Genomic DNA, 26,775 nt, shown 5'->3' with positions numbered 1-26,775 from the left:
TTGGGTTTATTCAGGGATACCTTTGCACAGTTTCCGATCTGGAATTTATGGAAGAATTCGGATTTCCCCGGCAAAGGAAGCTAACCTTCATCGATATATCCTGAACTAAGGAGGAACTGCTGTTGACTCAAAGAGAAAAAATGATATCAAGGGACCAGCTTTTCCTAGTCATTATCCAGGCGCAAATCGGAGTAGGAGTTCTATCCCTTCCTTATAAACTGAATAATACCGTCAAAGGTGGCGGAGGTCTATCCGTACTTATAGCCGGGATGACCACCCAAATGATTATTATCCTGATGTGGGCCATCATGAAGAAGTTCCCTGGGCTCAGTCTATATAACATCTGCCTTAAGATTTTCGGGAAATTTATAGGACGGGTCTTCATCATAGCCTATATCGGATACTTCGTTCTTCTTGGGGCCAACATCATGTCCAGTTCCGTCGAGGTGCTGCACCGGTGGCTGCTGCAATCTACACCCCGATGGGTCTCACTGGCTCTGTTCTCCGCCATGACCCTGTATCTTGCCAAAGAGAAGCTTACGACTATAGTCAGATTCTATGCCTTGGCCACTCTCTTGTTCATTCCCTTAATTCTGCTGATCAGTTACGGGCTTACCCAGGCCCATATGGAGTATATGTTCCCTCTGATGGAAAAGGGACTTTTTAATATCATAAAGGGGGCTAAAGAAAGTGCCATTTCTATGTACGGTTTCGAAATCATGCTGCTTATCTATCCCTTTTCGGAAGGAACGGACAAACAGAGGCTTTTTACAATCAGTATGGCCAACCTGTTTGTCACCCTGTTCTATGTATTTGTCGTGGCAACCTGTCTGACGGTATTCAATTCCGAACAGTTGAAGTTCATTCCCGAACCAGTGATCTATTTGGTGAAATCACTTAACTTCTACATCGTGGACCGTGCAGACATTCTGTTCCTGCCTATTTGGGCCATTACACTCGTATGCTCTATCGTCTACTATTGTTATGGTGCCGCGGTTGGGATGAGCGTTCTGTTCGGTAAAAAGGAACACAGGCCGTTCTCCCCTTTGGTTAAAGTTTTAACTTTTTCGATTGCCCTTGCCCCCATGACCCCGGCTGCTGTTCACAAGCTGGATAAGATTTCAGAGTACACTGCCTATCTGTTTCTTGCCGGCCTGCCGCTGATTATATATATATTCTCACTCTTTATGAGCAAAAAGACAGGTGATCCCGCATGACCAGACGGATCTCTATATTTCTTATTGTAATGCTGCTTTCGCTCTGCCTGACCGGATGCTGGGACAGGGAATATCTGAAGGATCTGCACCTGGCTTACACTGCAGGGTACGATCTTAATGACGAAGGCATGCTCCAAGAGACCGTGGAGTTGATTATTCCGCCCGAGAACGAACAGTTAAACACCAAGAACGAAATTCACACCAGCGTTGGGATAACGGCTCGCAGCGCCTCAGATAATCTGAGAACCAAGGTACGCGGGAATATCCGGTTTAACAAGTATGGCTTTCTCCTCATCGGGAAATCTCTGGCTCAAAAGGGGATCTCCCCTATTATGGATGTGAATTTCAGAGATCCCAGCAACCCGACATCCAATGTGCGGCTGCTGATCGCGGATGGAAAGGCCTCGGATCTTTTTGAGCCTAAGATGGTCGGTGAACTGAAACTCGGGGAATTCATTAACGACAAAATCAAAAGCCTGGAGCAGATGAGTGTATTCTTCCCTGCAGAAACGATGGACACCGTTTTTCGCGCCATGATGGATCCGGGTCAGGATTTCGCTGTGCCCTATCTTGCTAAAGAAGGGGACAACATTGTCGCCAAAGGCGTTGCGCTGTTCCATAATGACCAATACACCGGCAGTCTGGACGTCGAAAAGGGCTTGATGCTGGTTCTCCTGAAAGGCAAGAAAGGCACCAACGCACGGATTACCAAAAGAGTGGATACTGAAACGGGTCAGAAAGACAGAGGGACCATCACCATCAACGTCGGAAGAAAAAGAATAAAACGGAAGTTTGACGTTAAAGTCAATGACAAAGGGGAGATTGAAGTTGACCTAAAACTGAACCTTCAGGCCGTAGTTGAAGAATATACCGGTGGCCGCAAGCTGGACGAACCCGAAATTAAGAAGATCAACCAGGATCTATCCGAAATGCTGACCAGAGATGCGGAAACCGTGCTCCATGAAATCCAGAAGGCGAATTCAGATGTCCTCGGCGTTGGCAGAAAGCTCATTGCCTATCACAATAAAGAGTGGAAGACAATGAACTGGTCTGAGGATTACCGGAAAGTGCGGTTCCGCCCTCAGGTCGAGGTCAACATTGTGGATACCGGTATTCTTCAATAACTCAAGCGTTAACGAGCTGTTTCAAATAAGGAAGCAGAAGCGGAACCAGTTCCTTCTGCTGGAGCCCGATCTCAAGCGTAGCCTGAATATAGCCGAATTTATCCCCGATATCGTATCTCTTCCCGGCAAGTTCCAGGGCGAGCAACCCTTCTCTGCCGCAAATTTCATGAAGCGCGTCGGTGAGCTGGTACTCTCCCCCGGCTCCACGCTCAATCTGCTCCAGAACCGAGAAGATCGACGGCTGGAGGATGTACCGTCCCATTACGGCCATGCGCGATGGAGCAAGCTCTGGCGAGGGCTTCTCAATGAGCCCGTTCACGCTGTACAGACCATCTGTCCCGTCTCCCGGATGAATGATGCCGTACTTGCTTACATCTGGCAATGGGACAGGCTTAACACCAACGATGCTCTTGCCCGTCTCTTCAAATACCGTGACCATCTGCTTCAGCGCAGGCGGGTCAGAGACCATAATATCATCGCCAAGCAGCACGGCAAACGGCTCATCCCCGATGAACTGGCGGGCGCAGAGAATGGCATGGCCGAGGCCTAACGGCTCCTTCTGCCGGATATAATGAATTCCGGCGAGCTCACTGATCGCTTCCACCTTATGAAGCAGCTCCTGCTTCCCCTTTTCCCTGAGGATACGCTCGAGTTCTATGGATTTATCAAAGTGGTCCTCAATGGATTTCTTATTCCGGCCTGTTACAATGATGATGCTTTCAAGCCCGGCCTGCACGGCTTCCTCAACAATGTATTGGATAGCCGGCTTGTCTACAATCGGCAGCATTTCTTTGGGCTGCGCTTTGGTAGCAGGCAGGAACCTTGTGCCTAGTCCCGCCGCAGGAATTACTGCTTTTCTGATTTTCATGCCGTTCACTCCTTCTCTCTCTTGATCTGACGGGTAAATACGAAATAGCGGCTCCCCGCATAATTGATTAGAAGGCTGGCGGCAGTCGCTGCCAGCTTGCACAGGATAAGACTTATTCCTGATCTTCCATACATGAGCTTCAGCAGAAGTGAAGATACCGCCAGGGCCGCCAAATTAATCAGGATAAATCTGGGGATTTCCTGCTGTTTGCGGCCGCTCTCCTCACGGAAGGTCCATCTGCTGTTAAGCACATAGCTGTTAAGCACTCCGCAGCTGTAAGAGATGATCTGAGCCGGGATAGCCGGAAAGCCTCCAGCGATCAGAAGCGTAAATGTCCCCAGATCAATCCCCGTATTAAGCAGACCTACAATCCCAAACTGAATCCACTGTTTAAGATTGCCTCTCATACCTTGGTTGTAAGCTCCTGCCGGGTGCTATTCCTGTCATCTTGAATACCGTGAAGTTCATTTACGATATACAGCGGCCGTCCCTTGGTCTCATCATAGATCCGGCCAATATATTCTCCGAGCACTCCCAGCATAATTAAGACAAATCCGTCAAAAATCAGCATAATTCCGATCAGGGAGGGCCAGCCTTTGCTGGTGGCCTCCGTGAACAGTGCCAGATAGAGCACATACAACAGATAAATAAATCCCATGGCCGATAGAGTAATCCCTGTATACCCGGCCAGCTTGAGCGGCTTGTACGAGAAGGACATGATTCCGTCTAAGGACAGCTTGATCATCCGTTTGAGCGGATACTTCGTCTCCCCGGCCAGACGTTCATCGCGTTCGTATTCGATTGCGGTCTGGCGGAAGCCAACCCAGCTCACCAGGCCGCGTACGAACCGGTTCTTCTCCGGGAGAAGCTTCATCTGCCGGATCACCTTCTTGTCCATGAGCCGGAAGTCACCCGTATCCACCGGGATATTGATTTCCGTAGAAGCCCGAAGCACCCGGTAGAACATGCTTGCCGACAGCTTCTTGAACAGAGTCTCTCCGTTTCGCTTCACCCGCTTGGCATAGACCACATCGTAGCCTTCCTTCCACTTCTCGGTCATGGACAAAATCAGCTCCGGCGGGTCCTGCAGATCGGCATCAATTACGATGACCGCTTCCCCCAAGGCATAATCCATACCAGCGGTGATGGCAATCTGATGGCCGAAGTTCCGTGAGAAGTCAATCAGCTTCACCGTCTCATCCCAGCAGCTGTAATCTTTAATAATCTCGGCACATTGATCCTTGCTGCCATCATTAACAAAAATCAGTTCATACGGCCCGTCGACACTGCCCATCACTTTCTTAAGCCGTCTATACGTTTCCTGAATAACGGCTTCTTCGTTATACATAGGGATAATGATCGAATACATCATTTGCGTACTCATTCGCTTAATCCTCCAATCCTCCAAGCTTTAAAATTTAGTTCACACTTACCTCGTACAGCGTCATATTGCCATCCGGGCCATTCTGAACCGCTCCCGAATCCGCCTGATTGTCTGCCGTCCCATTCCATTCGCTGGATGGTATCTCAGTACCGTGCTCCTTGATCCATGAAGTAATCTCGGTGCTGCCGCCCCGGCCTCCCATACCGCCGCCAACCAGAAAATACTTGACCTTATTGCTCTTCACCATAGCTTCGAGCTTCTCCGTGGTATAGACCGGATCGGAGCCCGAGAACCCGCCCATAATGATGACGGATTGTCCTTCATCAATCATGTAAGGGGCCGCCGTACCGTAATTATTTGTAGCGAACAGATACGTCTGTCCGGTGTTGTTCTTCTTTAAATAAGCAAGCAGCTTGGCATTAACCTGCCCGCTCTCACCTCCACGGCCTCCGTCCATCCGGAAATCTGACCTAGTACTATCTGATGAAGCTGCTGATCCAGCTGTACGATCTGACCCTGCTGCTGGGGCCGTATCTCCAGAACTGCCGCTATTACCTTCAGCATTCATTCCCGGAGGGGTCATGCCACCTTGCCCGCCACCTCCAGGGAAGCCCATGCCCCGGCCATCGGCTGTTCCAGGTCCAGCCTGGGGAATCATACTGTTCAAGCCATAAGTGATTGGGGTTAGTGCCCAGTAAGCCGGGCCAATAAGCAGCACCAGCAGTCCCGCCATCACAGCTGCCTGTTTCCAGGCTTTTTCCTGACTGCGGATTAGGATCAGGAGAACGGCAGCTGTTACACCAGCAGCAGCGATCAGGATAGACCAGCCCATACCGATCGTGCTGTCGTAGGCCTGAACGATGTAATATTGGAAGGCAGCTGTAAGCACGATAGAGATTGGAAGAAGCCAAGTCTGCCAGCCATCCCGTTCGCGGTATGCCTTCCACATTGCCATGAAGCCAGCCCCGGCAAGCGCCGCAATCGGTGGAGCGAGCATAATAAGATAATAATGATGGAAGAACCCGGCTATGCTGAAGAAGACCATCGCCGGTCCCAGCCATGCAAGCCAGAATAGACCTTCTTTATGTTTCTGTGTGATCTGGTTTCTGCGGATTCCCGCGAATAAGGCAATCAGACCGAATAGTACAAAAGGAAGAAGCCAGCTGGCCTGACCCGACAGCTCGGTCTGGAACAAACGCAGCGCGCCCGGTGTACCGGTACCGAAGCTGCCTCCCATGCCTCCACCACCGCCGTCCCGGCTGTTATCGCCAAAAGGGGGCTGCCCTTGGCCATTCCAGGAAGTCCGTCCAGCCTGATCGGTTCCGTCGGCAGGAGAAGTCTGGCTGCTGCCGGACTGCGGATTGGTGCTTGGCGGAGTACTGCCTGCACTCATATCATCCCCCGCAGAAGCGCCTGAATTAGAGGTTCCAGGAGTCATTCCTCTCCCTCCACCTTGGTTCCCTGTGAGGCGGGAGACGCCGTTATAGCCGAAGGCCAGTTCCAAAACGGAGTTCGTCTGGCTGCTGCCTATGTAGGGACGCTGGTCCTTGGATATCGAGTCCACTGTAACGGCCCAAGAAAGGGACACTGCAATCAGAACCGCCGTGGAGCCGGCAAGGATGCCCAGCTTTCTTTTCCAATTCACCTTGGCCGCCAGGAGATAGAACAGATAAAACGCTGGAGCCACCATATAAGCCTGAAGCATCTTCATATTAAAGCCGACCCCAATCATGGCAAAGGCCCCAAGCAAACAGCCCACACTGTTGTTGCGAATTCCCTTAAATAAGAACCAAGCCCCCAGCAGCAGGGTAAATACAAGCATACTGTCAATATTATTGGTCCGGCTGACCGCGACCGCTACAGGCATGAGAGCCATCACAAGCGCAGAAATCCGGGCCGCTGCAAGGCCAAACGTCGGCTTAATCAGGAAATAGATCAGCAGAACGGAGCCTATCCCCGCCAAAGCTTGAGGAAGTATAACACTCCAGCCATGCAAGCCAAAGATATAAGCGCTTATGGTCTGAATCCAGAATGTAACCGGCGGTTTGTCCACCGTCACCGAGCCTGCCGAATCCAGCGACCCGTAAAAAAAGTTGTGAAAGTTCTGCAGCATGCTCGCCACCGCTGTGGTGTAATAAGTGTTCGCATACTTGTCATTCCAAATGCCGTACAAATTTAGAAAAGCGGCAAGCAGGACAATCAGAATCATTATTTTATCCGTGCAAATCTTCTTAAGCAGTTTCATAACTCAAATTCACTCCCTTGTTTATCCTGAGCCCATTGTGCCATCCTTAGCTGAACCCAGATTGAATCCCCGCTGAATGTTCGCTGAATATTCGGACAGGGAGTCATTCATACCTGCTTTTTCAGACAAAATTCAGATAAATCACCGATAATAAGATTAATATATAAGTTGAACTTAAGAATTACTATTAAGCCTCAGAGAGGAAGATCCCACACAATGAAAACAGCCAAAGGCATAAAAATATTACTCGTGGACGACGAGCCTCATATTCTTCAGTTCCTGGAGATGGGGCTGGTTAATGAAGGATTTGAGGTACAAACCGCTTCAGACGGAGCGGACGCAATAGAGCAGGCAGCTGATTTCAAACCCCATGTTGTTATATTGGACGTGATGATGCCGGAAATGAACGGTTTCGAGGTTGTCAAAGAGCTGAAGGGGGACGGCAGCAGCCAGGTCGGGATTATTATGCTGACCGCCAAGGATGAGGTGGAGGACCGGGTTAAGGGTCTTACACTCGGGGCCGATGATTATATGGTGAAGCCATTCAGTTTCGAGGAGCTGCTGGCGCGCATTCAGGCCCGCTTGAGAAACCAGTTCCCTGATCTGCTCGGCGAGGTGGTTCAGGGCCCGTTCCGGCTTGATGACCGGAGGAAAGAAATTATATATATGGACAAGGTGCTTGAGCTTTCACCTACAGAATACGAGCTATTAAAATTTATGATTATAAACTGCGGTATCGTGCTCAGCAAGACCCTTATCCTGGACCGGGTATGGGGGTACGATTTCGGTGGAGAAGAGAACATTGTGGAAGTATATGTGCGTTCTCTGCGGGAGAAGCTCGGCGACAAGGAGCATAAGCTGATCCGGACGCTCCGGGGCGTGGGCTACAGGGTGGATTTGCCATGATCCGCCGGGCTCGCGAGTGGGCCAGGGCCAGACTGGTCCCGGGTTCCCTGCGCTCCCAACTGCTCGTCCGCTCGTTATTTATACTTGCCGCCCTACTGCTTCTTATAGGTGCCCTGCAATACTGGCTGATGAAGGATTTTCTGTATCAAAGCCGGGCGGAGGGGCTTAGAGCCCAGGCAATGTCAGTTCCAATGGGACTGCTCAAGCGGCAGGAAGAAACCCCTGGCCTAGATGCGAGAACAGAAGTGGGAACCGATACAGGCAGTTCTCCGGCGAACCCGAATCTGGATCAAGATGACGATGGGGATAAGCCAAGAAGCCAAACCGGCATGAATCAGGAAGGAAGGCCGTTTGTATTCAGGGACATCTCGCTCGCTCTGATCGATAGTGAGGGCAGCTATACTGATGTTTCTGGCGAATTCGGGATGCAATCCCCCCAGCTGGCTAAGACGGAATATGCCGGGATTGCTGCCGGGATGACAACTGGGCATAAAGAGCACCGCGCTCCTGACGAATACAGAATTGTTCAGGACTCTTCAGGCACCGAGCAGCTGGTTGTGTTCAGCCCGCTCCGGCATCCGGGCCAACCGGGCAGTCTTATCCAGATGGGCACAAGCACAGAGCCCCTTAAGGAGCAGCTTCTCCAGCAGCTGTTAATCTTTGTGGTCCTGTCCTGCCTGGCTCTGGCCGGTGGAATTCTCCTGTATATCCCGGTGCTGCGCAGAACGCTTGTCCCGTTGTCCAGAATGGTGGAGGTTGTTCAGCAGACCGATGCCGGAAATTTAGCCGAACGGCTGCCGGTCTCGCAGGGACAGGTGGAAATTGACCGGCTGTCGCGTTCCTTCAACGGCATGCTGGAGCGGTTAGAGCACTCCTTCGAAGCGGAGCGGGAATCCAAGGAGCTGATGCGGCAGTTCATTGCAGATGCTTCCCACGAGCTGCGGACCCCGCTCACCTCAATCCATGGATTCCTGGAGGTGCTGCTGCGCGGAGCGGCCGACAATCCCGAGAAGCTGCACGCCGCCCTAACCAGCATGCACGGCGAATCCCGGCGCATCAACAAGCTGGTCGAAGACCTGCTTCTGCTCACGAAGCTGGATCAGGCTCCCCAACTCCAGTCAGGGCCGCTGCGGCTGGATGCGCTTCTGCGGGAGATGCAGCCCCAGCTGCTCATGCTTGCCGGGAACCGGACAGTCCGCCTGGATGTCACGGCTGATGTGACGGTATGTGCGGACCCCGATAAGATGAAGCAGGTGGTGCTGAATCTGTTCCATAACGCGGTCCAGCATACCTTGGAAGATGGAGGCCTTATCATTCTCTCCCTTCACGCTTCCAAGGAGCAGGTGGACATGCGGATTCAGGATAACGGCAGCGGGATTGATCCCCAGCACCTGCCCCATATCTTTGACCGGTTCTACCGGAGTGAATCCTCCAGAACACGCAAATCAGGTGGTGCCGGTCTCGGGCTCTCCATTACGAAGTCCATCGTTGAAGCCCATCACGGGACCATCCGTGCCGAAAGCACGCCTGGAGAAGGCACTTGCTTTCACATTACACTGCCTTCCGCAAATTAATTAGGTGGTTCAGCTTCGTTTGTATATTCAATATCTTCCAAAAAAGCATGCGGCAGGCCACAATAGCAAAGCGCCAGCCCAAGGGTAGCCCCCCTTGGACCGGCGCTTTGCTTTTACGAAAGGCCGTTCACTCTGCTGTAAGCTTACCTGCTTTGTAACGGTCTCCCTTATAGTTCACTAACTTACAGGAATATTGTACGGGATACAATTACAAGCAGAATGAACAGAACAAGAATAGTCCCAGTAGATGTGAATCCACCGTATGCTCCACCAACATTGCCGCCGCCGCAGCCTCCACCAATTCCAGACATTTGAACTCCTCCTTTTGTTATAGCGTACGAGACAGTTTATGTTTCCCATCCAGGGCATGACATGGACAGCAACCCAAAAGCCACCCAAGCGTTCTGTCTTTATTTCTGCCTCTAACCAGCCGATATACAATAAATAAAGGAACACATAGGTTTTTGGATGGCCTCACTTCATCAGGTAAGGAGAATGTTTGTGTCTTTTCGTTTGCGCACGTTTTTCACCCTGGCCTTTGCGTGCTTAATTATAGTGCTAACCGCGCTGTTAAGCCTGATTATCGGCCGGGAATCCTCCAAAGAGATCGAGAATACGATTGGCTCCTCACTTGCCGAGGTCTCCTATCAAATGGCGGAGAAGCTTGACTATTTCATGTGGTCACGGGCTGGCGAAATCCAGGTGCTCAGCAAGCTGGATACGTTCCGCAGCCCAGGCAGCCCCGCTGATGTACGAAGGCTGCTGGATGAACTCAAAACGAACTTTCCCGTCTTCACATGGGCCGGTCTTACGGACACCACAGGGAAAGTGATCGCTTCCACGGACGGCATTCTAACCGGCGCGAGCATTGCCGAACGTCCGGTTTTCAAGAATGCGCTTACCAAGTCTTTTATCGGGGATGTGCATGATGCCAAGCTGCTTGCCAAGCTGCTTCCCCATCCAAGCGGGGAGCCGCTGCAATTTGTCGATATCAGCACACCTGTATTCGGCAAGGATGGCAAGCTGACCGGGGTATTAGCCGCCCACTTAAGCTGGGAATGGTCGCGCGAAGTCGAGAAGTCCATCCTGCTTCCGCTGGAGAACCGCCTCGAGAAGCTGGACATTATCGTCATTAGCAAGAAAGACAATACCGTCATTCTAGGCCCCAAGAGCATGCTTGGCAAGCCTCTAAATTCGAGCATGACTGCTGAAGCTCAGTCCGGAAAGAATCATTGGGGAACCGCAAGGTATCCTGACGGCAAGTCCTATCTCACTGGCTATGCTTATGGAAAAGGTTACTTGACCTATCCCGGACTTGGCTGGTCCATCCTAATCCGCCAGCCGGTAGAGGTAGCCTTCGCCTCAGCGGATAAACTTCGGATGATGATCCTTATGACCGGAATTATTGCAGCCGTTCTGTTCGCAGCCTTGGGATGGGTGGTTGCCGGGTGGGTAGCAGGACCCTTGAGCCAGATAGCCAAGGCCGCCGATCGACTCCGCAGGGGCGAACCGGCCGAAATCCCGCATTACAAGCATATTCGGGATATTGAGGAGCTCTCCTCTTCGCTGCGCAATCTGGTAGCTGATCTCACTCATACTGAAGATAAGCTCGGAGAAATGTCGGTCCTCGCTATGCATGATAAGCTCACCGGGCTGCCTAACCGGATTGCACTTAGTGACTTCCTCTCGCAGGCCCTGCGGGAAGTTACTGGGAAATCCTCTACGCTCACCATTCTGTATATGGATCTGGATGGATTCAAAGCCGTTAATGATTCATTGGGCCATCCGGCCGGTGACAAGCTGCTTCAGTTGGTCGCCCAGCGACTCAAGGAGGTTGTGCGTGAAGAAGAACTGGTCTGCCGCATGGGCGGGGATGAATTTGTCATCGTGTTATGTACTTCGGTCCACAAGCCGTTAACCGAAGCCAAGGTCGTGGCCGACCGGATCATTAACTCGATCAATCAGCCGTTTGAACTGGATGGCCAGAGGGTAGCCATCGGCTGCAGTATTGGTGGCGCCATATATCCGACGGACAGCCCGGACCCGGTTGAAGTGCTTAACCAGGCGGACGAGGCGCTGTATCTCTCCAAGGGCGCCGGCAAGAACTGCGCGACTTTTATCTCCAAGCAAGCCGTATAAACGTGAAAAGCGCCTTAACTCTAAAGAATCCCCCGCCTACCCGGCGGGGGATTCTTTAGGCATACGCATGTCTCGCCTGATTGTGACATGCTGCTGCCATCCGTGGACCGGCACGGTTGGGAGACTGGCCGGTCCTATATATATAAGGCGAAGAAGAGGGATGTCCTAACTATACCTCCGTTTACTTAAATAAACCTTATAGTAATCTGAAGATCAGATTAAAATTGTAAAATGCAGCTGCTTCTACTATTTAATCACACCAGCGAAAGCAAGCCGGAAGTCTGTCCCTGTACAGCCATCTGCACTGCCGTGGATGACTTCAAGCTCGAACCGGTGACTGCCCTTCGGAAGATCGTCCGCAATCAGCTCCAGCCGGAACCAGCCCTCATCTCCCACCCAGGAAGGACGGTCACGAGATGATACTTTGAAGTCTCCCCCGTCCAGACGGTAGCGGAATTCAGCTGAGGATTTGCCAAAGTCAAATCCAAGCGCAAGTCCCCGGCCTTCAAAGCTGAACTCCAGCTTCGCCCCGACGGCCGCCGTCTCAAGCACCTGGTCAATCCACTCCAGATTGACCCATCGGCGGATGACCCAAGGACCCTCACACTTGATCTCCTCGAAGGGCAGTAGCTCCACATGTTCCCAGTTCCCGGCATTCATAGGAACAGGTCTGTCCTCACAAGCAGCAGGTCCGGTCCCATTTGGCTGGGCAACCAGTTCCTGCTCAAGGAAACGGATGACACTTTGCGCATAGCTTAAGCTGCCGCGATGAGTGGGATGCAGCCCGTCAGGAAGCCATTCCTGCCATCTCATACGGCCTTTCTGCACCTCATCCAGCGCATACCTGCCCATCCAGACGGAACCTAGCCCATAATGCTCACCGAGCTGTTCAAGCTCGGCAATGGAGTCCGGCACTCCGCCCATCATCATGATCTCGTACATCTCCTGCATGTAAGTATACGTGAGGACTACATCCCGGCCTGTCCCGGCCAGCAGCTGACGAATCAGCCCCTCACGTGTCCGGGCCCGCTTCTCCTTCGGCTCACCATAATCATTAACCGCATATTCAACGAAGACAAGATCGCAGCCGCGGTTAATCAGATCCCGCTGTGCGCGGAATGCGGCCAGATCACTGCCCGTAGCGCCAATAGCCGCGTTCTCCACATATATTCTCATCTCTGGAAAGGTCTCCGCGAACCACGAAATGACCGGCTCCGGCCAGTTGTGACGTGGTCTTGCATCGGTAATCGACCCTCCGATGAATCCAAGGGTCAGAGAACCCTTGCGGATTCCCTCCAGGGTCCGCTTTAAACCCCCACGATGATTCCAAATCTGTGTCATATGTCAGTCCTCTTTCCCCTACTATAATTCAGACATAACCTGAAACACTTTGTCAGACAGATAAGGCATATACTCATGTCCATATTCATGATAGAGCAATACGTCCTTCTCGGACTTAATCTTGTTGTAGGCGGCAAATTGGGTAGAAGGCGGACATATCGGATCGCTTAGTCCCGTGATCCATAGCACCTTGGCTTTAATGCGGTCCGCAAGATTCTGAATGTCAATATAACCGAGCCTGTGGAATATTTCATCCTCGCGCTGATGGTTCGGATCGAACATCCGGAAGTAATACACAAGCTCTTCATACGCGCTGCTCGTAATATTCGTCTCCCAGGCTCTCTTGTAGTCGGACAGGAAAGGATGAACTGGCACGAGCATCTTCACCCGGGGCTCCAGGGACGCACACGCTACAGCCAGGGCTCCGCCCTGGGATTGTCCGTATACACCGATGCGCTTCGGATCTACCCCATCCATGCCCATGAGAATTCTTACCATCTGCACCGTATCAAGAAATACATTCCGGTAATACAGTTTGTCAGGATTCGGATCATCCAGCCCCCGGATGATATGTCCGCGAATCGTAGTCCCTTTCACATTCAGATTATCCTCGGACAAGCCTCCTTGTCCCCTGCAATCCAGAGCCAGGACGGTAAAGCCGTGTGCAGCATAGGCCGCTTTCTCAAGCCAGTCTCCGCTGTCACTAGAGTATCCGTGAAAAATCGCCAGGCCAGGCCCTTTACGATCTGTCAGCTTTCTGGGTCTGGCCATTTTGCAGTGAACCCTCGCTCCGCCTACACCCTTGAAATATAAGTGAAAACACTCTGCCAACTCCGTCTGGAACTGAGCGGGGACGAGCTCATAATCCAAGCCCTGCTCTTCTAACTCCTGCAGCGCCCGCTCCCAGTACAGGTCAAAATCGTCAGGCTTCGGACTTCTTCCCCCATATGTCTTCAATTCCTCTATCGACATTTCAAAAGCCATTCCGCTCTCTCCTCTCCATACCCAAACAGCCCGTCTGAGACGGGCTGCGGATTATACGAACCTATTAATTATTCGCGTAGAACTCCTTGATCACCTGCTCAGCAGGCTTGCCAAACACATCATATCCATCGTTCCCGGATGCTTCAGCCTCCGCGTATAATAGATGATTCCAGTCCCACAGGCCGAATCCCTGCACCCACTCCCTCCGGGCGCATTTGTCGAACATGTCCCTGTAGAAATCAGCCTGCTCCTGTACATTTACACTTCCCTCATGATTCCAGTCATTCGGAATCTGGGAAGATCCTGTACGGCTCGGACAGCCCGCCTCCGCGAAGAAGAACGGCTTGCCAAATGACTTCACGATCTCCCCAATCCGGTCAAGCTGCCTATCCCAATCCCCCAAGGGATAGTAACCGCTGGAGGAGATCACATCCACGGCATCCCACCAGCTTACATTCCCTTCCTGGTATTTGTCCGTGTTATAAGTAACAGGTCCATGATAATGCTCACGAACCTTGGCGATCACTTCACGCCATTCATCAGCGCGCCGCTCCGTCTGAACCATCTCACAGCCCGCGATATACATATCACAGCCGCATGCCTCGGCGATCCGGGCATAATGCTCCTGATACTCCGTATAACTGGCGAACCAATCACGCCATTTCGGCTCACACGGCACATCAAGATCGAAGAAATTGATATGCGCCCGCCAGGTGCCGTCCGTAACATTCACGGTCGGCTTCAGAATCGTCTTGAATCCGAGGCTCTGGGCGTAACGAATCATAACAGCAAGCTCTTCATCACTGACCATGTGATCCCCTGTATAATCAATCACGGTAGATTGGGGTTTAGCCTGGTGAGCGGCCAAGGCAAAGATCACGTGGGTAGTTCCTGTTCTTTCCTGCAGCAGCCGAAGCGATTCCCTCGCCTCAGGCTTCAGAAATTCCCCTTTACGGGCCATCCAGCCGTAAGTAAATCCCTTGATGTATTCCATGTGGCTGGCTTCCTCCTTACATAATTCCGATTTCCTGATCATCTCCAACTACTTCATTGGTCTCGATAACATAGTTCACAATCTCATCCACTGTGGTATAAGCAACACCTACATAGGTATCCGCTGCGCCGTAGTAAATCGCGATTCTTCCTGTTTCGGCATCATGCAGCGTTGCACATGGGAACACCACATTGTCTACAAAACCTCTCTCTTCATACCATTCCTCCGGAGTAAGCACATAGTTGGAAGAACGGTATTTCACTCTTGACGGCTCGTCTTTGTCAAAGATCACAGCACCCATGCTGTAGACGAGGCCATTGCAGGTTCCGGTTACCCCATGATAGAACATCAGCCAGCCTTCGGACGTCTCAATTGGTGCTGGTCCGCCGCCGATCTTCACGGACTGCCACCATCCGTCCCCACCCTTGGACATCACATGACGATGCTTGCCCCAGTATACGAAGTCAGGGCTTTCACTTAAGAAAACATCACCGAACGGGGTATGTCCACTGTCGCTCGGACGGGACAGCATGACATAATTGCCGTTAATTTTCCGCGGGAAAAGAACGCCGTTACGGTTGAACGGCAGGAAAGGATTCTCAAGCCGCACAAAGGTCTTGAAGTCATCGGTCTTCGCAACACCGATAGCTGCACCATAGAAATCCGTACACCAGATAATATAATAAGAGTTCTCCACCTTCACAAGGCGTGGATCATAAGCATACCGCGGCTGGAAAGGCTGGCCTTGCTCGTCGACAAACTCAATCCGCTTCTCATCAATCGTCCAGTTGAGCCCATCCTCACTTGTTCCCATGTGAAGATGAGGGCGGCCGTTAATCGTCTCGGCTCTGAACACACCGATGAATTTGCCTTCATAAGCAACAACCGCGCTGTTGAAAATGCGCGCAATCCCTTTAGCGGGATTTCTGTGAATGATCGGATTCTCCGTATGGCGCCATACAGGCCCCACAGCGCCTGCCGGCTTATCCTGCCAAGGCATTTTGTCCAGTTTCTCTCCAATAATTTTGTACTGTCCCATGATAGATTTCTCCTTTGATTAATATGTCTATATATTTTGGATAGAGCTCGTGTTACTTTACGGAACCTTGGGCAAAACCGTTATAGATATACTTTTGCAAGGATACAAAAGCAATGGTAATCGGAATGATTGAGATAATGATCGCCGCGCAAATGACTTCCCACTGCGAGCCGTACGGCCCTTTAAATTTGAACAGCGCTGTGGATATCACCTGCAAATCCTGGCTCGGCATGTACAGGAAAGGTGTGTAGAAATCGTTGTAAATATTAACCCCTTTCACAATAATCACGGTTACGATAGCCGGCGCAAGCAGTGGAAGAATGATTTTGAAGAAAATCGTAAAGTAAGATGCACCGTCAAGCATGGCCGACTCATCCAGCGACTCGGAGATCGAATCGAGGAATTGCAGGAAAATGTAAACTGCGATAATATCTGTACCCAAATAAAGCAGGATCGGAGCAAAACGGGTATCTACCAAATGTAGAAAATCGATAATTTTAAACGTGGCCACCTGTGTGGTTACACTTGGAATCAGGGTAGCCAGCAGAAAGGCTCCCATTAGCAGCTTGCTTCCACGGAACTTGAACCGGCTGAGCACAAAGGCGATCATCGAGCCAATCAATGTCGCACCGGCAATCGAGACAATGACGATAAAGATTGTGTTTGCGAAGCCAAGCAGCATTTTCCCATCCACAAAGGCTTTCCGGTAATTATCGAAATTGAGCCAGTTAGTCGGAGGCTGAAGCGGACTCGTTGTAGAATACTCCTGGCCTGTCTTGAGTGAAGCGAACAGAACCACCACAATCGGAATTAATACAACGAAAACAGCAAGAATCAAAGAGAGGTATTTAAATATGCCGGCTGTTGCATACTTGAGTCTATACATATTTAATCCTCCTTCTTGGACAGCAGGTTCTGAAGCACCGTTACAATAATAACGATAAACAGCAGCACAACCGCCATCGCAGATGCAAGTCCAAGTTTGCTATATTTGAAAGCTACGTCAACCGTCTGAATTACAAAGGTATTACTTCCGTTCGAACCGCCTGTCATAATATATGGAATATCAAAGGCGCTGATCGCACCGCTGATACCAAGAATGAGATTAAGCTGAACGATACGTTTGATGCTAGGTATGATGATATGGCGGAATTGATGCCATTTATTCGCTCCGTCAATATCCGAGGCCTCATAAACATCCTTGCCTACGGAAGAAATGGCTCCCAGGAAAATGATGAAGTTGAAGCCCATGTATCTCCATATAGAGGCACCGGCAAGCGAGACATTAATAATATTTGGATTGAGCAGCCATCCCTGTGAGAGATTGCTAAGCCCAAGGAAGTTCAGAATTGTGTCCAAAGTTCCATCCGGCTTAAAGAAGAACAGGAAGATGAAACCGATCGCCACCCCGTTAAGCAGTGAGGGGAAGAACAGCACACCCTTGAAGAAATTTTTGGCCCGCACTTTAAAGCTCAAGATGGTCGCAAAATATAAAGCCAGACCCATCTGAATAAATGTGGCTACGAAATAGTACAAGCTGACTTTAAATACGGTGAAATATTTGGGATCGGTAAAGATCGTTTTATAATTCTTGAATCCGACCCATTTGTAATTTGGACTGTATCCATTCCAGTTCGTGAAGCTGTATTTAAACATATTGATTACCGGAAGATATGCAAAGGTAAACAGTAGAATAACCGGTATCAATGAAAAAGCTATAATGATGACTTTTCTCTGATTTTTATAACTCATATTTTTAAACACCACTCACACCTCCAATATTCCCTTCCTCCCTCTAAGGAAAGAGAAGGAAAACGAACTTGTGCTCGTTTTCCCATCTCCTCATGAGAAGCTTTTTGTCTGTTGGTTCCTCTGTTATTCGCTTGCAACGGATGCGCGTGATGCCTTCCATCTGTCATTAAGGTCTTTCATGATGTCGTCATAGGATTCTTTCTTGTTACCTACAGCGGCTTCAATAATTCGTTTCTTGAAGTCCGGCTGCCATAGTCCGATCTCGGAGTCTTTATCAATCTTATCCACGAGACCTTCCTGCCCAGCCTTAGCCGGAGTTTGGAACTTGAACTCAATTCCTGTTCCTTCGAACTGTTTCAGTGCGGCAGGAAGCTCTGCACCAACCGCCGGGCTCATACCGCCGCCCTCGGTTGTAGGGTAAGTGGATTTATTAATGAACCAGTCCACCCACGCTTTGGCAGCTTCTTTGTTGCTGCTCTTGGAGCTGACACCAATCGTGTAGTCATCTGCAAGCGGCACAATCACTTTACTTGCATTGGTAGGGAAAGGCATAAATCCGATATCGTCCGGATTCTGGCTCTTGCTTTGGATTTGTCCAACAGCCCAGGAGCCAAGAACCATCGTTCCGATCTTGCCGTTAGCCATATCAGCCTTTGAAGATTCCCAGTCCGTAGTAGTAGGGTCCTTCTCAATCAGACCTTTCTGTGCCACATCATACAATAGTTTGTACAGCTCATAGTGCGGCTGGCCCTTAACGAAATTGTCATCCGTAGTAGGCTGGGTTACATTTACGTAGTCCACGTTGCCTGCAACGGTGGTCAGATCGGCTTCCCACTGGGTCAGCGGCCAGCCTGCGGCATAGTTCGTATAGAGCGGTACAGCTTGGCCTTTGTCTTTGATTTTTTGCAGAGCGGCCAGGAATTGATCCGGCGTTTTTGGAACCTCAGTTACACCCGCATCCTTGAACACTTTCTTGTTGTACACAATTCCGGAATAGTTGATCGTAGTTGGAATCCCGTAGACCTTCCCGTCTACGACTCTTTCTTCCAGACCGTTATACTGCTTCTTCATATCCTCATAGTTGCCAAGCGGCTCAAAGAATTGAGGAAGATCAGCCAGCGGAACGCTGGTAGGCAGCAGAAGAACATCGCCATAGTCGGAGGAATTCATACGTACCTTGATTTGTCCCTCATAATCAGACATCGCTTGGAACTTCACGCTGATATTTGGGTATTCTTCGTTAAATTTCTTCGCATAATCTTTGAATACCGTATCCACGATATCTGTTTTCTGAGTGATAACGGTAATCTCCCCTTTAAGGTCTTTACCTGTAGCAGCGGTTCCGCTTGATCCGGTATTGGTGCTTGGTTCCTCACTTTTAGCGGATGAGCAGCCCACCATTGCAAAAACCAGGAGAGCTGACATAAGTCCTAACAGCATTTTACGTCTTTTCACTTTATGAACCCCTCTCTTTAACTTTTGTTAAGTTATCGTTTAAGTTACAAATTGATATTACATTGTTAGCGCTTACCCGTCAATTAATTTTTTTTGACGTTTTTTATTAGCTTTTTCAGTCAAAAGAAAAAACCTTTAATATCAAGGCTTTTTCATCAAAATTGGCTGTGTTTTTATTGTTTTACTCATAAAAACAAACGCTGCTTACTTCGCTCATTTCCTTACACATTGACAAAAAATTTAGGGGTAATTAGAATATCACTATAAGTTAACGGTAAACATAACTTTAGATAACCTAACTTACCCGCATTTAAAGATCATTTGATAGTTACGGGTATTATCCACTAACTTATAGGATTTATTCTTTAACATCCGCAAGTTAGAATGTATACTAGGATTGATTATTTAGGTGATTTGGTAATGAGATCAGCTATGAACAGGTGGTGGTGATCGGATGAAGAACAATGTTACTATGCGGGACATAGCCATGAAGCTGGGTGTGAGCAGCGTTACGGTTTCCAAAGCCTTAGGGGATAAAGAAGGCGTAAGTGATGAGCTTAAAGCCAAGATCAAGAAGGTTGCCGCAGAAATGAATTACCGCTATAATACAACCGCCAAATCCATGAAGGAGGGCCTGTCTTATAACATAGGCGTGATCATTCCCGAACGGTTCACCGGGCTGGCCCAATCCTTCTATTTGAGAGTGTATCAGCATATTTCCAGTCTGCTGGACAGCTATGGCTATTACGGCATTCTTAATATACTGAACAGTGAAGACGAGGATCAGTTGAATCTTCCAAGAATCTATTCGGAGAAGAAGGTCGATGGAATCATTGTCCTTGGGCAAATCAGCAAGGAGTACATTGAAATTATTCAGAGCATGGATCTGCCAAAGATCTTTACGGATTTCTATGACGAGCATGCGGATATTGACTCCGTAATCACGGATAACTTTTATGGCTCGTATGAAATTACCAATTATCTTATCCGTAATGGTCATAAGAACATTGCTTATGTGGGTAACATCCATTCCACAAGCAGTATTCAAGACCGCTTTCTCGGTTACTACAAATCTTTGTTGGAGCACAATATCCCGCTCAAGAATGAATATATTATTAATGACCGCGACGAGCGCGGCAAATATATTGACATCCAGGTTCCTGAGCAGCTTCCAACCGCCTTTGTCTGCAACTGTGACCAGGTGGCTTACCTGCTCACCGACAAGCTAAAAGCCTTGGGGTACAGCGTTCCCGCAGACTGCTCTGTCGTCGGATTCGATAACGATATCTATGCCACGCTGACCGTGCCCAATTTAACAACGGTTGAAGTGGACATTGAGCAGATGGCAACCACCTCGGTGAACTCGATCATGCAGAAGGTCACGAATCCTACCAAACGGTTCGGTCGTGTCCTCGTGCAGGGCAAGATCATCTATCGTGACTCCGTTGGCAATCTGGACCAGACTCAGGATGAGAAACAGCAATCTTTTGCAGGTTAAAGATGATCCTTGGGAGCTTTGGGAGTTTTGGGAGTTTTGGGAGTAAATCTATACAACACAAAACCTCGTCAGCTTTGACGAGGTTTTGTGTTGTTTTTCTTAATTGAACTGATTAATACGCGGTCCAACCCGCATCTGCTGTGATTACCGTACCATTTACAAAGCTCGATTCATCGGAGGCCAGGAATAACGCAACCTGCGCAATCTCCTCAGACTTCCCTATCCGCGGATTAAGACCCAGCCCAACCTGTGTGCGGCCCATCCCGAATTCATTAATATTGGTCATGGAAGCACCGATGTTCGTCTCTACCCCACCGGGTGCAATGGCGTTACAGCGGATTCCCTGCTTCGCATACATGTAACCGGTATTCTTGGTGAACCCCACTACCGCGTGTTTAGAAGCTGTATAGGCTGCACCTGCGCGTGCCCCATATAGTCCACCTGCCGAGGCTACATTCACAATAACCCCTTTTTGCTTCTCCAAAAAGATGGGCAGCACTTTACGTGTTGCACGCATAACACTTGTTGTATTAACAGCAAAGACCCGCTCCCATACGTCATCACGAATATCTCCGGCTGCTTCAAAATTGTCCATAATTCCCGCATTGTTAACGAGAATATCCACCGTACCAAATTGCTCCACAGCTGTGTCAATCAAGTTCTGGATATCTTCCTCTTTGGCAACGTTAGCTGTCACCGCTATGGCTTCGCCGCCCTTAGCTTTAATCTCTTCTACCACACCGTTCGCCGCATCTGAATTGATGTCAGATACGATCACCTTTGCGCCCTCCTGTGCATATACCAGCGCAATCGCTTTGCCCATACCGGAAGCCGCCCCGGTAACTACCGCAACTTGATTCTGAAGTCTCATATTAGTCCTCCAATTCCCGAGTGAATACGTTTACATCTAAATTTAATAAACAAATGTTCGTTAACAAACATTCATCTATAGTATAATAACTTCAATTCCCCGGCATCAATATGCAAATTCATTGGATATTGTTTACTAATTAACACTTACCCGGGCAAGTGTTCGTTATTTCCCAAGGAGGCAGTCCCTTCCCTATGCCCAATCAAACAACAGCTATCGATAGAAGAATTAAAAAGTCCAAAAAGGCCCTTAAGGAATCACTGCTTAGTCTAATGCAGACAAAGGAGTTCAAGGAAATATCCATCACCGACATCGTACACTTGGCAGATCTCAACCGCGGCACTTTTTACAAGCATTATCAATACAAAGAGGATCTATTACAGGAAATCATTGACGATGTCATTACAGATCTCATTGCTTCTTACCGCGAGCCTTACCAGGGCATCGAAGTATTCGATGTAACCAAGCTGACTTCATCAGGCATCAAAGTATTTGAACATGTCGAGCTGCATGCAAGCTTCTACACCCTTATTGTGCGCTCCAACGCCTTTGCAGGATTCCAGAATCGAATTTGCAGCGTATTAAGAGACTTGACCTTACAGGATTTGGGTGGTTACCGGATAAGCCCCGCAATTAACCAAGAGCTTCAAGCCAGCTATCATGCTTACGCCATCCTGGGCATGATTATCGAGTGGGTCAGCGGCGGATTCAAGCACAGTGCCGGCTACATGGCGGATCAGCTGCTTGCGATTATAAAAACCAGTCTCGTAAGCCCCTCTCTTAGGCCGAATTTTTCCGAACTAGGGACAGGTAAAGGTACTAACGGGAAGCCTAATCTATGACCGGAAAATGCAGCAGGAGGCAGCAAAGCATTGCCGCCTCCTGCCTATGTTTTTAGTTATTACTCTCCTACTCCCACAAGGGCGACATCATCCATGTAGAGGATAGCCTCTCCGGTCCCCGTGAAGGATTCCAGCTTGAGGCCCATGGATTTAACCTGGTTCAAGTCCTTCACCTGATCCAGCGGCAGCGTGATTGTCGTGAAGCCATCGCTCGCGCTGTCCACATTTGCCGTCTCCGGCAGTCCGCTATCATACCAGGTCCAGCCGCTTCCTGTCTTGATATAAAGCCGTGCTGCGGCAGTTCCCGCAGACAACTTCACTTTGAGCGTAACCGCCTTAATCCCCGACAGATCCAGCTGTGCATCATTCTTCAATTCAAACGAGCCACCTTTGCTTAGGGTAAAGGCCGACTGCAGCGCCTGCTTTCCTTCTGCATACACATCTGAGGTTACAGATGGCGTCTTGGCGCTTGCCTGATTATCATTCAATTCCCAACCTTGCGTGTCCGACTCGAAATTATATAAAATTCCCGGTACATGCCCACCACCAGATCCGCCACCTCCGTCTGGAATGGTTCCAGCTGCTTGATCGTATACGGCTTTGATATCATCAAAGAACATCGTACCGGTTCCAGTAAACCCATCTACCGAATTGGTATAAATCGAGAATTTGCTCACACCCTTAAGCTTCTCTTTGGTTAGTGTCCCCGATGCGCCATGTACAGGTACAAATTTAAGGAAGTCCATCTTCTCCAGGCGGCCCTCATCCGTCTTGGTATCCGGATAATACTCATAATCGCCGTCACTGACATGAATCTGGATAACCAGCTTCTGTCCTTTCCCATCCGGCTTGATCCAAGCCTCAAGCTGGTTGAATCCGGACCAATCCACATCATTCAGGGTTTTGGATACACCGGCATAGGTCTGGGCTGCAAGCGTGTATTCGTAAGCTGCTCCGTAATCGCCAGTCTGTTTCTTATCCGCTACGAGTGATATTTTTGCTCCGTCTCCCTGGGAAATATACTTGGCGGCCGCAGCGTCCGACAACCCTTGATAACCTTCAAAATCATCCACTACCGCAGGATCAGATACAGGCTCCTGATAGATACTGAACAGCTGAAGATCATCCAGGAAGACCGAACCGGAACCGGCAAGCCCGTTTCCCACTAGGGAGAACGCCAGCCCTTCAGCCTGTCCGGAAATCTTCGCATCCGTCACATCAATAGATACCGGATATATGTAATGCCTCTGATCCTCCGTCTTCGCCAGATCTGACAGTTTCTTCATCGTTGTAGTCAGCCCAAACTTTCCGGCGTCTGAATAATCAGGCGGCAGCTGCACAAGTGCACGGACATTTGCATCCACATTCTCCGATCCTAGTTCCACCGGGATATAAGCATTAAATTTCACCCGCTTTACCTCTTTAGGCAGCTCGGGTCCGAGATCAGTTAGGCCCAGCTTGAGCTCCTGCCAGGTATCAGCCGCATCCAATCCGGTCACATCCAGCTTAAGCGCCCCATCCCCGCCAAAGACAGCTTGGCTTGTATTCAGTTCAATGGATGTTGGATTATTATTTAGCCCCGACCAGGTTCCGTTATTGCTAATTCCCCCAATACCCGATTCAAACGTATACTCCTTCAGCAAAGCTTCCTCAATCTTTACAAATACCGTATTCGTCTGGGTCAGCTGCGGCTGGAGAGCTCCATTCGCATCATACACCCTCACAGTAAATGCTGCCGTCTTGCCGTTTAGGGAGGCATCCGGTGTCCAGCTTGTGGTGTAATAACCTTCAGCAGCATCCCAGGTCATTGGGACTTCCTCATTCGATCCATCAGCGGCAAAAGTCACCTTGGACGGCTGCTCATGAAGCACTCTAGCCCTGATCTTGATGGAAGCCGATCTAACCGTGGCCTGGTCTACCGGGGAGGCGATATGCATGAACGGTTTTTCGGGACCTGCCTTTACCGCTGCTCTAGACAAATTGCCCACTTCCCTGCCAAACGCGGTATAAGGATCATCGTAAAATTTGATGAAGTCCGGCAGCAGCTCATGACTGCCTAGCTCACCGGCATCCTTGTAAGGTACAAACAGGTTGCCGTTTAGATTAAAGTTGGCCCAGGTCAGCATGTAGGCGATCCGCTTTGCATCCGGATCACTCTTGATTGCGTTCAGAAGTTTTGTGAACCACTGCAAGTCCTTGTTGCCTGAGGTCTTCATCCCGCTTGGGCTATAACCGAACTCGGAGAACGTTGCGATTTTGCCTTTGGAATCGGCCAGTCTGGAGATCATGGCCAGATCGCTGACCAGACCTTTCAGGAACCCATCGGCCCCTGGTGAATCCTGATTATCATATTGGTCCATGCCCAGAATATCGACATAGTCATCTCCCGGATAAGTGGCCAAGTACTTCGATTCTGATCCACTGAATGATCCGTTAGGCGAATATACGTACAGCAGATTGTGCACATGCTTCATATCCCGCAGGTATTCTACGGTGTATCTGAATATTTCAACATATTCACTCTTGGTGGTCGTCTGGGCTCCCCACCAGAACCAGCCGCCGTTCTGCTCATGAAACGGCCGGAACATAATCGGAATCAGCTTGCCTTGATCATCCTTCAAATGATTCGCAAGCTCAGCGACTTGGTCAAGATAAGAATTAAATTCGGCATTCTTATCCCCGCCTGGTAAAATGTGCTCCACCACACTGCCCTTCGTATCATTAAAGCTGCCTTTGGTGACAAAATTCGGCATGTGCGCACTCAGCGTAATCATTCCGTTATTGTTGTGCGCCTTCTTCATCAAGTCCGCCAAGTTCTCCCGGCTCTTGGCCGGATCGCCGCTCACTCCTGGCTTCTCCTTCCCTTCCAGGCTCAGCGTGTCCCATCCGTATACAGCCGGGAAATCGCCAACCGAATTCAGGACATCCGATTTCGTCCCACTGGCGGTTGTCTCGCTGAAGGATAATCCCACATCTGTAGCATGCTGATGCCCAAAAAGCACCTGCTTCCCGCGGGTGTCCGCCAAGTAAGCAAACAATGAACGTGTGCTGTCCGAAGCCTCGGCATCCACAAGATTTGCCACTCTGGCAGCCGGACCATTGTCTCCACCGGTTCCACCGCCACTGCCGCTGCCCGGAGATGCAGGCGTTCCGCCACTGCTGCCAGTTCCAGAACCTGGAGAAGCGGCTGCTGTACTTCCACCGGCTACCAGTTGGCCATTTGTAATACTGAAATCCCCTATCGGAGCTGATTTCCCATTAACGACGACCTGCTTCGACTGATTGGTCGATAAGGTAATCGTACCTTGGGCATTAATCGTTGTACCCTCGGCTGTACCGAAGATCTCAAGCTTGCCGATGGTTGCGGCGCTGGCGCAAGTGAGATCCAGGGGCTGATTGACCTGAATATGGCTGATAGCGACTCCCGTACCGAGGTCCAGTCTGGATTTGCTGTTCACAATCAACTGTTCGATCCGGGTAGTGCCTGTGGTCAGCACTCTCACACTCCCTTCCTTGCGGTTAACATCAACATTACCAAGCTTAGAGTTATGAATGATTACCGAATGATCTCCGCCACCAGCTACAAAGGTTGTCCCCAGTACCGTCACGTTATCCAGCGTGACCTCGCCATTTGCAATTCCGGAAGAAAGATACAGGTTGCCGGAAATTGTTGTATCCTTCAGGATTACACCATCATGATTAATTACCACGTTCCCTTGGATGTTCCCGCCCTCGACAGGACCAGGCGCTGAATAGTAGCCGCGGGCCAGCTTATCAACCAGCACAGCGGCTTCAGCTCTGGTTATAGGAGCATCCGGTCTAAACGAGCCATCAGGGTAACCGCTTACATATGATTGCAGAGCTTGAACGGCATCCTTGGCATAGGGTTTGATTTGTGCCTGATCCGTAAATTTAAGGCCGCTCCCATTCCCCTTGAGCTGAAATGCTCTTACAAGTAAAACCGCTGCATCCTGGCGGGTGATCTCTGTGTTCGCCCGGGCCTCATTATTCTCGAATCCTTGATAATAACCGGCCTGCTTCGCCAGGGATAGCGCATCCGAGTACCAGGCACCGGCAGACACGTCTGAGAATGGCTGTACGGATTTCTCATAATAACCGAACATCCTATTAAGCAGGGTGGCGAACTCGGCCCTTGTCAATTTCTGATTGGGAAGAAAAGCTCCACCCGGATACCCCTGGATGAGACCGCTGGATTTCCATCTTTCAATGCTGCTTGCTGCCCAATGTCCGCTGGGCGCAGAGGATTTGGCAGCCGCGCTCCCTTCAACCGCAAAGGCACTGCCGGATGCCGACAGCAGTGAGAGCACAAGCATGGCCGCTGTGGAGGCGGAGATTATCTTCCTCATCTTCATAAACTAACCCCTTTCACTTTTTCATTTTTATTAGGTTAACGGTAAACTTAGAAAGATTTTATATTGAAAGCGTTTACCCGTCAATACCAATCCAGAATATTTGCCTTTCCACCTTATGTTCATGGGGTATTCAAGCCTTTTCTTTTCTCAACCACTCTTCAATAATATA

Annotated in this window: 21 protein-coding genes; 7 read left to right on the top strand and 14 right to left on the bottom strand. The window is 49.8% G+C overall.

The window, feature by feature from the left end:
* Positions 1-122 precede the first annotated feature (122 nt).
* Both KJS63_RS06390 and KJS63_RS06385 read left to right on the top strand, forming a co-directional pair.
* Complete coding sequence (locus KJS63_RS06390) at positions 123-1,217, top strand: GerAB/ArcD/ProY family transporter (RefSeq protein WP_213618411.1); 1,095 nt, start codon at positions 123-125, stop codon at positions 1,215-1,217.
* Positions 1,214-2,341: a Ger(x)C family spore germination protein gene (locus KJS63_RS06385; protein WP_213618410.1), complete on the top strand. Its 1,128-nt coding sequence runs from the start codon at positions 1,214-1,216 to the stop codon at positions 2,339-2,341. Before KJS63_RS06390 ends, KJS63_RS06385 begins: the two co-directional genes overlap by 4 nt.
* A gap of 1 nt (position 2,342) precedes the next feature.
* On the opposite strand, the gene galU is transcribed toward KJS63_RS06385, so the two are convergent.
* From galU to KJS63_RS06365, 4 genes are read right to left on the bottom strand one after another with little or no spacing between them, the layout of a single operon-like run.
* On the bottom strand, positions 2,343-3,209 hold the full coding sequence (gene galU / locus KJS63_RS06380; protein ID WP_213618409.1) for a UTP--glucose-1-phosphate uridylyltransferase GalU: 867 nt from the start codon (positions 3,207-3,209) through the stop codon (positions 2,343-2,345).
* A 5-nt stretch (positions 3,210-3,214) separates the two neighbouring features.
* Positions 3,215-3,616, bottom strand: coding sequence for a GtrA family protein (locus KJS63_RS06375; RefSeq protein ID WP_213618408.1), 402 nt, complete (start codon positions 3,614-3,616; stop codon positions 3,215-3,217).
* Complete coding sequence (locus KJS63_RS06370; RefSeq protein WP_213618407.1) at positions 3,613-4,593, bottom strand: glycosyltransferase family 2 protein; 981 nt, start codon at positions 4,591-4,593, stop codon at positions 3,613-3,615. The genes KJS63_RS06375 and KJS63_RS06370 overlap by 4 nt, the downstream gene beginning before the upstream one ends.
* Positions 4,594-4,627: 34 nt before the next feature.
* Positions 4,628-6,838, bottom strand: a complete 2,211-nt coding sequence (locus KJS63_RS06365; protein WP_213618406.1) for an ArnT family glycosyltransferase — start codon at positions 6,836-6,838, stop codon at positions 4,628-4,630.
* A gap of 216 nt (positions 6,839-7,054) precedes the next feature.
* Here KJS63_RS06365 and KJS63_RS06360 point away from each other — a divergent pair, with 216 nt between their 5' ends.
* Both KJS63_RS06360 and KJS63_RS06355 read left to right on the top strand, forming a co-directional pair.
* Positions 7,055-7,744, top strand: coding sequence for a response regulator transcription factor (locus tag KJS63_RS06360; protein WP_213618405.1), 690 nt, complete (start codon positions 7,055-7,057; stop codon positions 7,742-7,744).
* Entirely contained in the window at positions 7,741-9,318 is a 1,578-nt protein-coding gene (locus KJS63_RS06355) for a sensor histidine kinase (protein WP_213618404.1), read from the top strand. The genes KJS63_RS06360 and KJS63_RS06355 overlap by 4 nt, the downstream gene beginning before the upstream one ends.
* Positions 9,319-9,500: 182 nt before the next feature.
* On the opposite strand, the gene KJS63_RS26420 is transcribed toward KJS63_RS06355, so the two are convergent.
* Positions 9,501-9,629 (bottom strand): hypothetical protein, encoded by a 129-nt coding sequence (locus tag KJS63_RS26420; RefSeq protein ID WP_262363158.1) that lies wholly within the window; start codon positions 9,627-9,629, stop codon positions 9,501-9,503.
* A 190-nt stretch (positions 9,630-9,819) separates the two neighbouring features.
* Between KJS63_RS26420 and KJS63_RS06350 the strand changes: the two genes are divergently transcribed.
* Entirely contained in the window at positions 9,820-11,457 is a 1,638-nt protein-coding gene (locus KJS63_RS06350) for a sensor domain-containing diguanylate cyclase (RefSeq protein ID WP_213618403.1), read from the top strand.
* 246 nt (positions 11,458-11,703) lie between these two features.
* Here KJS63_RS06350 and KJS63_RS06345 read toward each other — a convergent pair whose 3' ends face one another.
* The 7 genes from KJS63_RS06345 to KJS63_RS06315 form a co-directional block, all read right to left on the bottom strand.
* Positions 11,704-12,798, bottom strand: coding sequence for an SGNH/GDSL hydrolase family protein (locus KJS63_RS06345; protein ID WP_213618402.1), 1,095 nt, complete (start codon positions 12,796-12,798; stop codon positions 11,704-11,706).
* A gap of 21 nt (positions 12,799-12,819) precedes the next feature.
* Positions 12,820-13,782: an acetylxylan esterase gene (locus KJS63_RS06340; protein ID WP_213618401.1), complete on the bottom strand. Its 963-nt coding sequence runs from the start codon at positions 13,780-13,782 to the stop codon at positions 12,820-12,822.
* Positions 13,783-13,846: 64 nt separating this feature from the next.
* Positions 13,847-14,776 carry a glycoside hydrolase family 113 gene (locus KJS63_RS06335; protein WP_213618400.1) on the bottom strand — a complete coding sequence of 310 codons (930 nt, stop codon included), beginning with the start codon at positions 14,774-14,776 and terminating at the stop codon, positions 13,847-13,849.
* A gap of 16 nt (positions 14,777-14,792) precedes the next feature.
* The gene (locus KJS63_RS06330; protein ID WP_068619880.1) at positions 14,793-15,815 is read right to left on the bottom strand and encodes a glycoside hydrolase family 130 protein; all 1,023 of its coding nucleotides are present in this window, start codon (positions 15,813-15,815) and stop codon (positions 14,793-14,795) included.
* A 52-nt stretch (positions 15,816-15,867) separates the two neighbouring features.
* On the bottom strand, positions 15,868-16,701 hold the full coding sequence (locus KJS63_RS06325; RefSeq protein ID WP_213618399.1) for a carbohydrate ABC transporter permease: 834 nt from the start codon (positions 16,699-16,701) through the stop codon (positions 15,868-15,870).
* Positions 16,702-16,703: 2 nt separating this feature from the next.
* Positions 16,704-17,567, bottom strand: coding sequence for a carbohydrate ABC transporter permease (locus KJS63_RS06320; protein WP_374706259.1), 864 nt, complete (start codon positions 17,565-17,567; stop codon positions 16,704-16,706).
* Positions 17,568-17,690: 123 nt separating this feature from the next.
* On the bottom strand, positions 17,691-19,022 hold the full coding sequence (locus tag KJS63_RS06315; RefSeq protein WP_068619883.1) for an ABC transporter substrate-binding protein: 1,332 nt from the start codon (positions 19,020-19,022) through the stop codon (positions 17,691-17,693).
* Positions 19,023-19,476: 454 nt separating this feature from the next.
* Between KJS63_RS06315 and KJS63_RS06310 the strand changes: the two genes are divergently transcribed.
* Positions 19,477-20,520 carry a substrate-binding domain-containing protein gene (locus tag KJS63_RS06310; protein ID WP_213618398.1) on the top strand — a complete coding sequence of 348 codons (1,044 nt, stop codon included), beginning with the start codon at positions 19,477-19,479 and terminating at the stop codon, positions 20,518-20,520.
* Positions 20,521-20,632: 112 nt separating this feature from the next.
* Here the strand turns inward: KJS63_RS06310 and KJS63_RS06305 are convergent, their stop codons facing one another.
* A complete protein-coding gene (locus KJS63_RS06305; RefSeq protein WP_213618397.1) occupies positions 20,633-21,391 on the bottom strand; it encodes an SDR family oxidoreductase in 759 nt (252 codons plus the stop codon).
* 194 nt (positions 21,392-21,585) lie between these two features.
* Here KJS63_RS06305 and KJS63_RS06300 point away from each other — a divergent pair, with 194 nt between their 5' ends.
* A complete protein-coding gene (locus KJS63_RS06300; RefSeq protein WP_213618396.1) occupies positions 21,586-22,233 on the top strand; it encodes a TetR/AcrR family transcriptional regulator in 648 nt (215 codons plus the stop codon).
* 59 nt (positions 22,234-22,292) lie between these two features.
* On the opposite strand, the gene KJS63_RS06295 is transcribed toward KJS63_RS06300, so the two are convergent.
* Positions 22,293-26,600 (bottom strand): glycosyl hydrolase, encoded by a 4,308-nt coding sequence (locus KJS63_RS06295; protein ID WP_244862512.1) that lies wholly within the window; start codon positions 26,598-26,600, stop codon positions 22,293-22,295.
* Between the last annotated feature and the right edge of the window lie 175 nt (positions 26,601-26,775).

The organism is Paenibacillus sp. J22TS3 (genome assembly GCF_018403205.1).
Classification (GTDB): Bacteria; Bacillota; Bacilli; order Paenibacillales; family Paenibacillaceae; genus Fontibacillus; species Fontibacillus tuaregi.
This window is presented reverse-complemented; position numbering and strand designations above follow the sequence as displayed.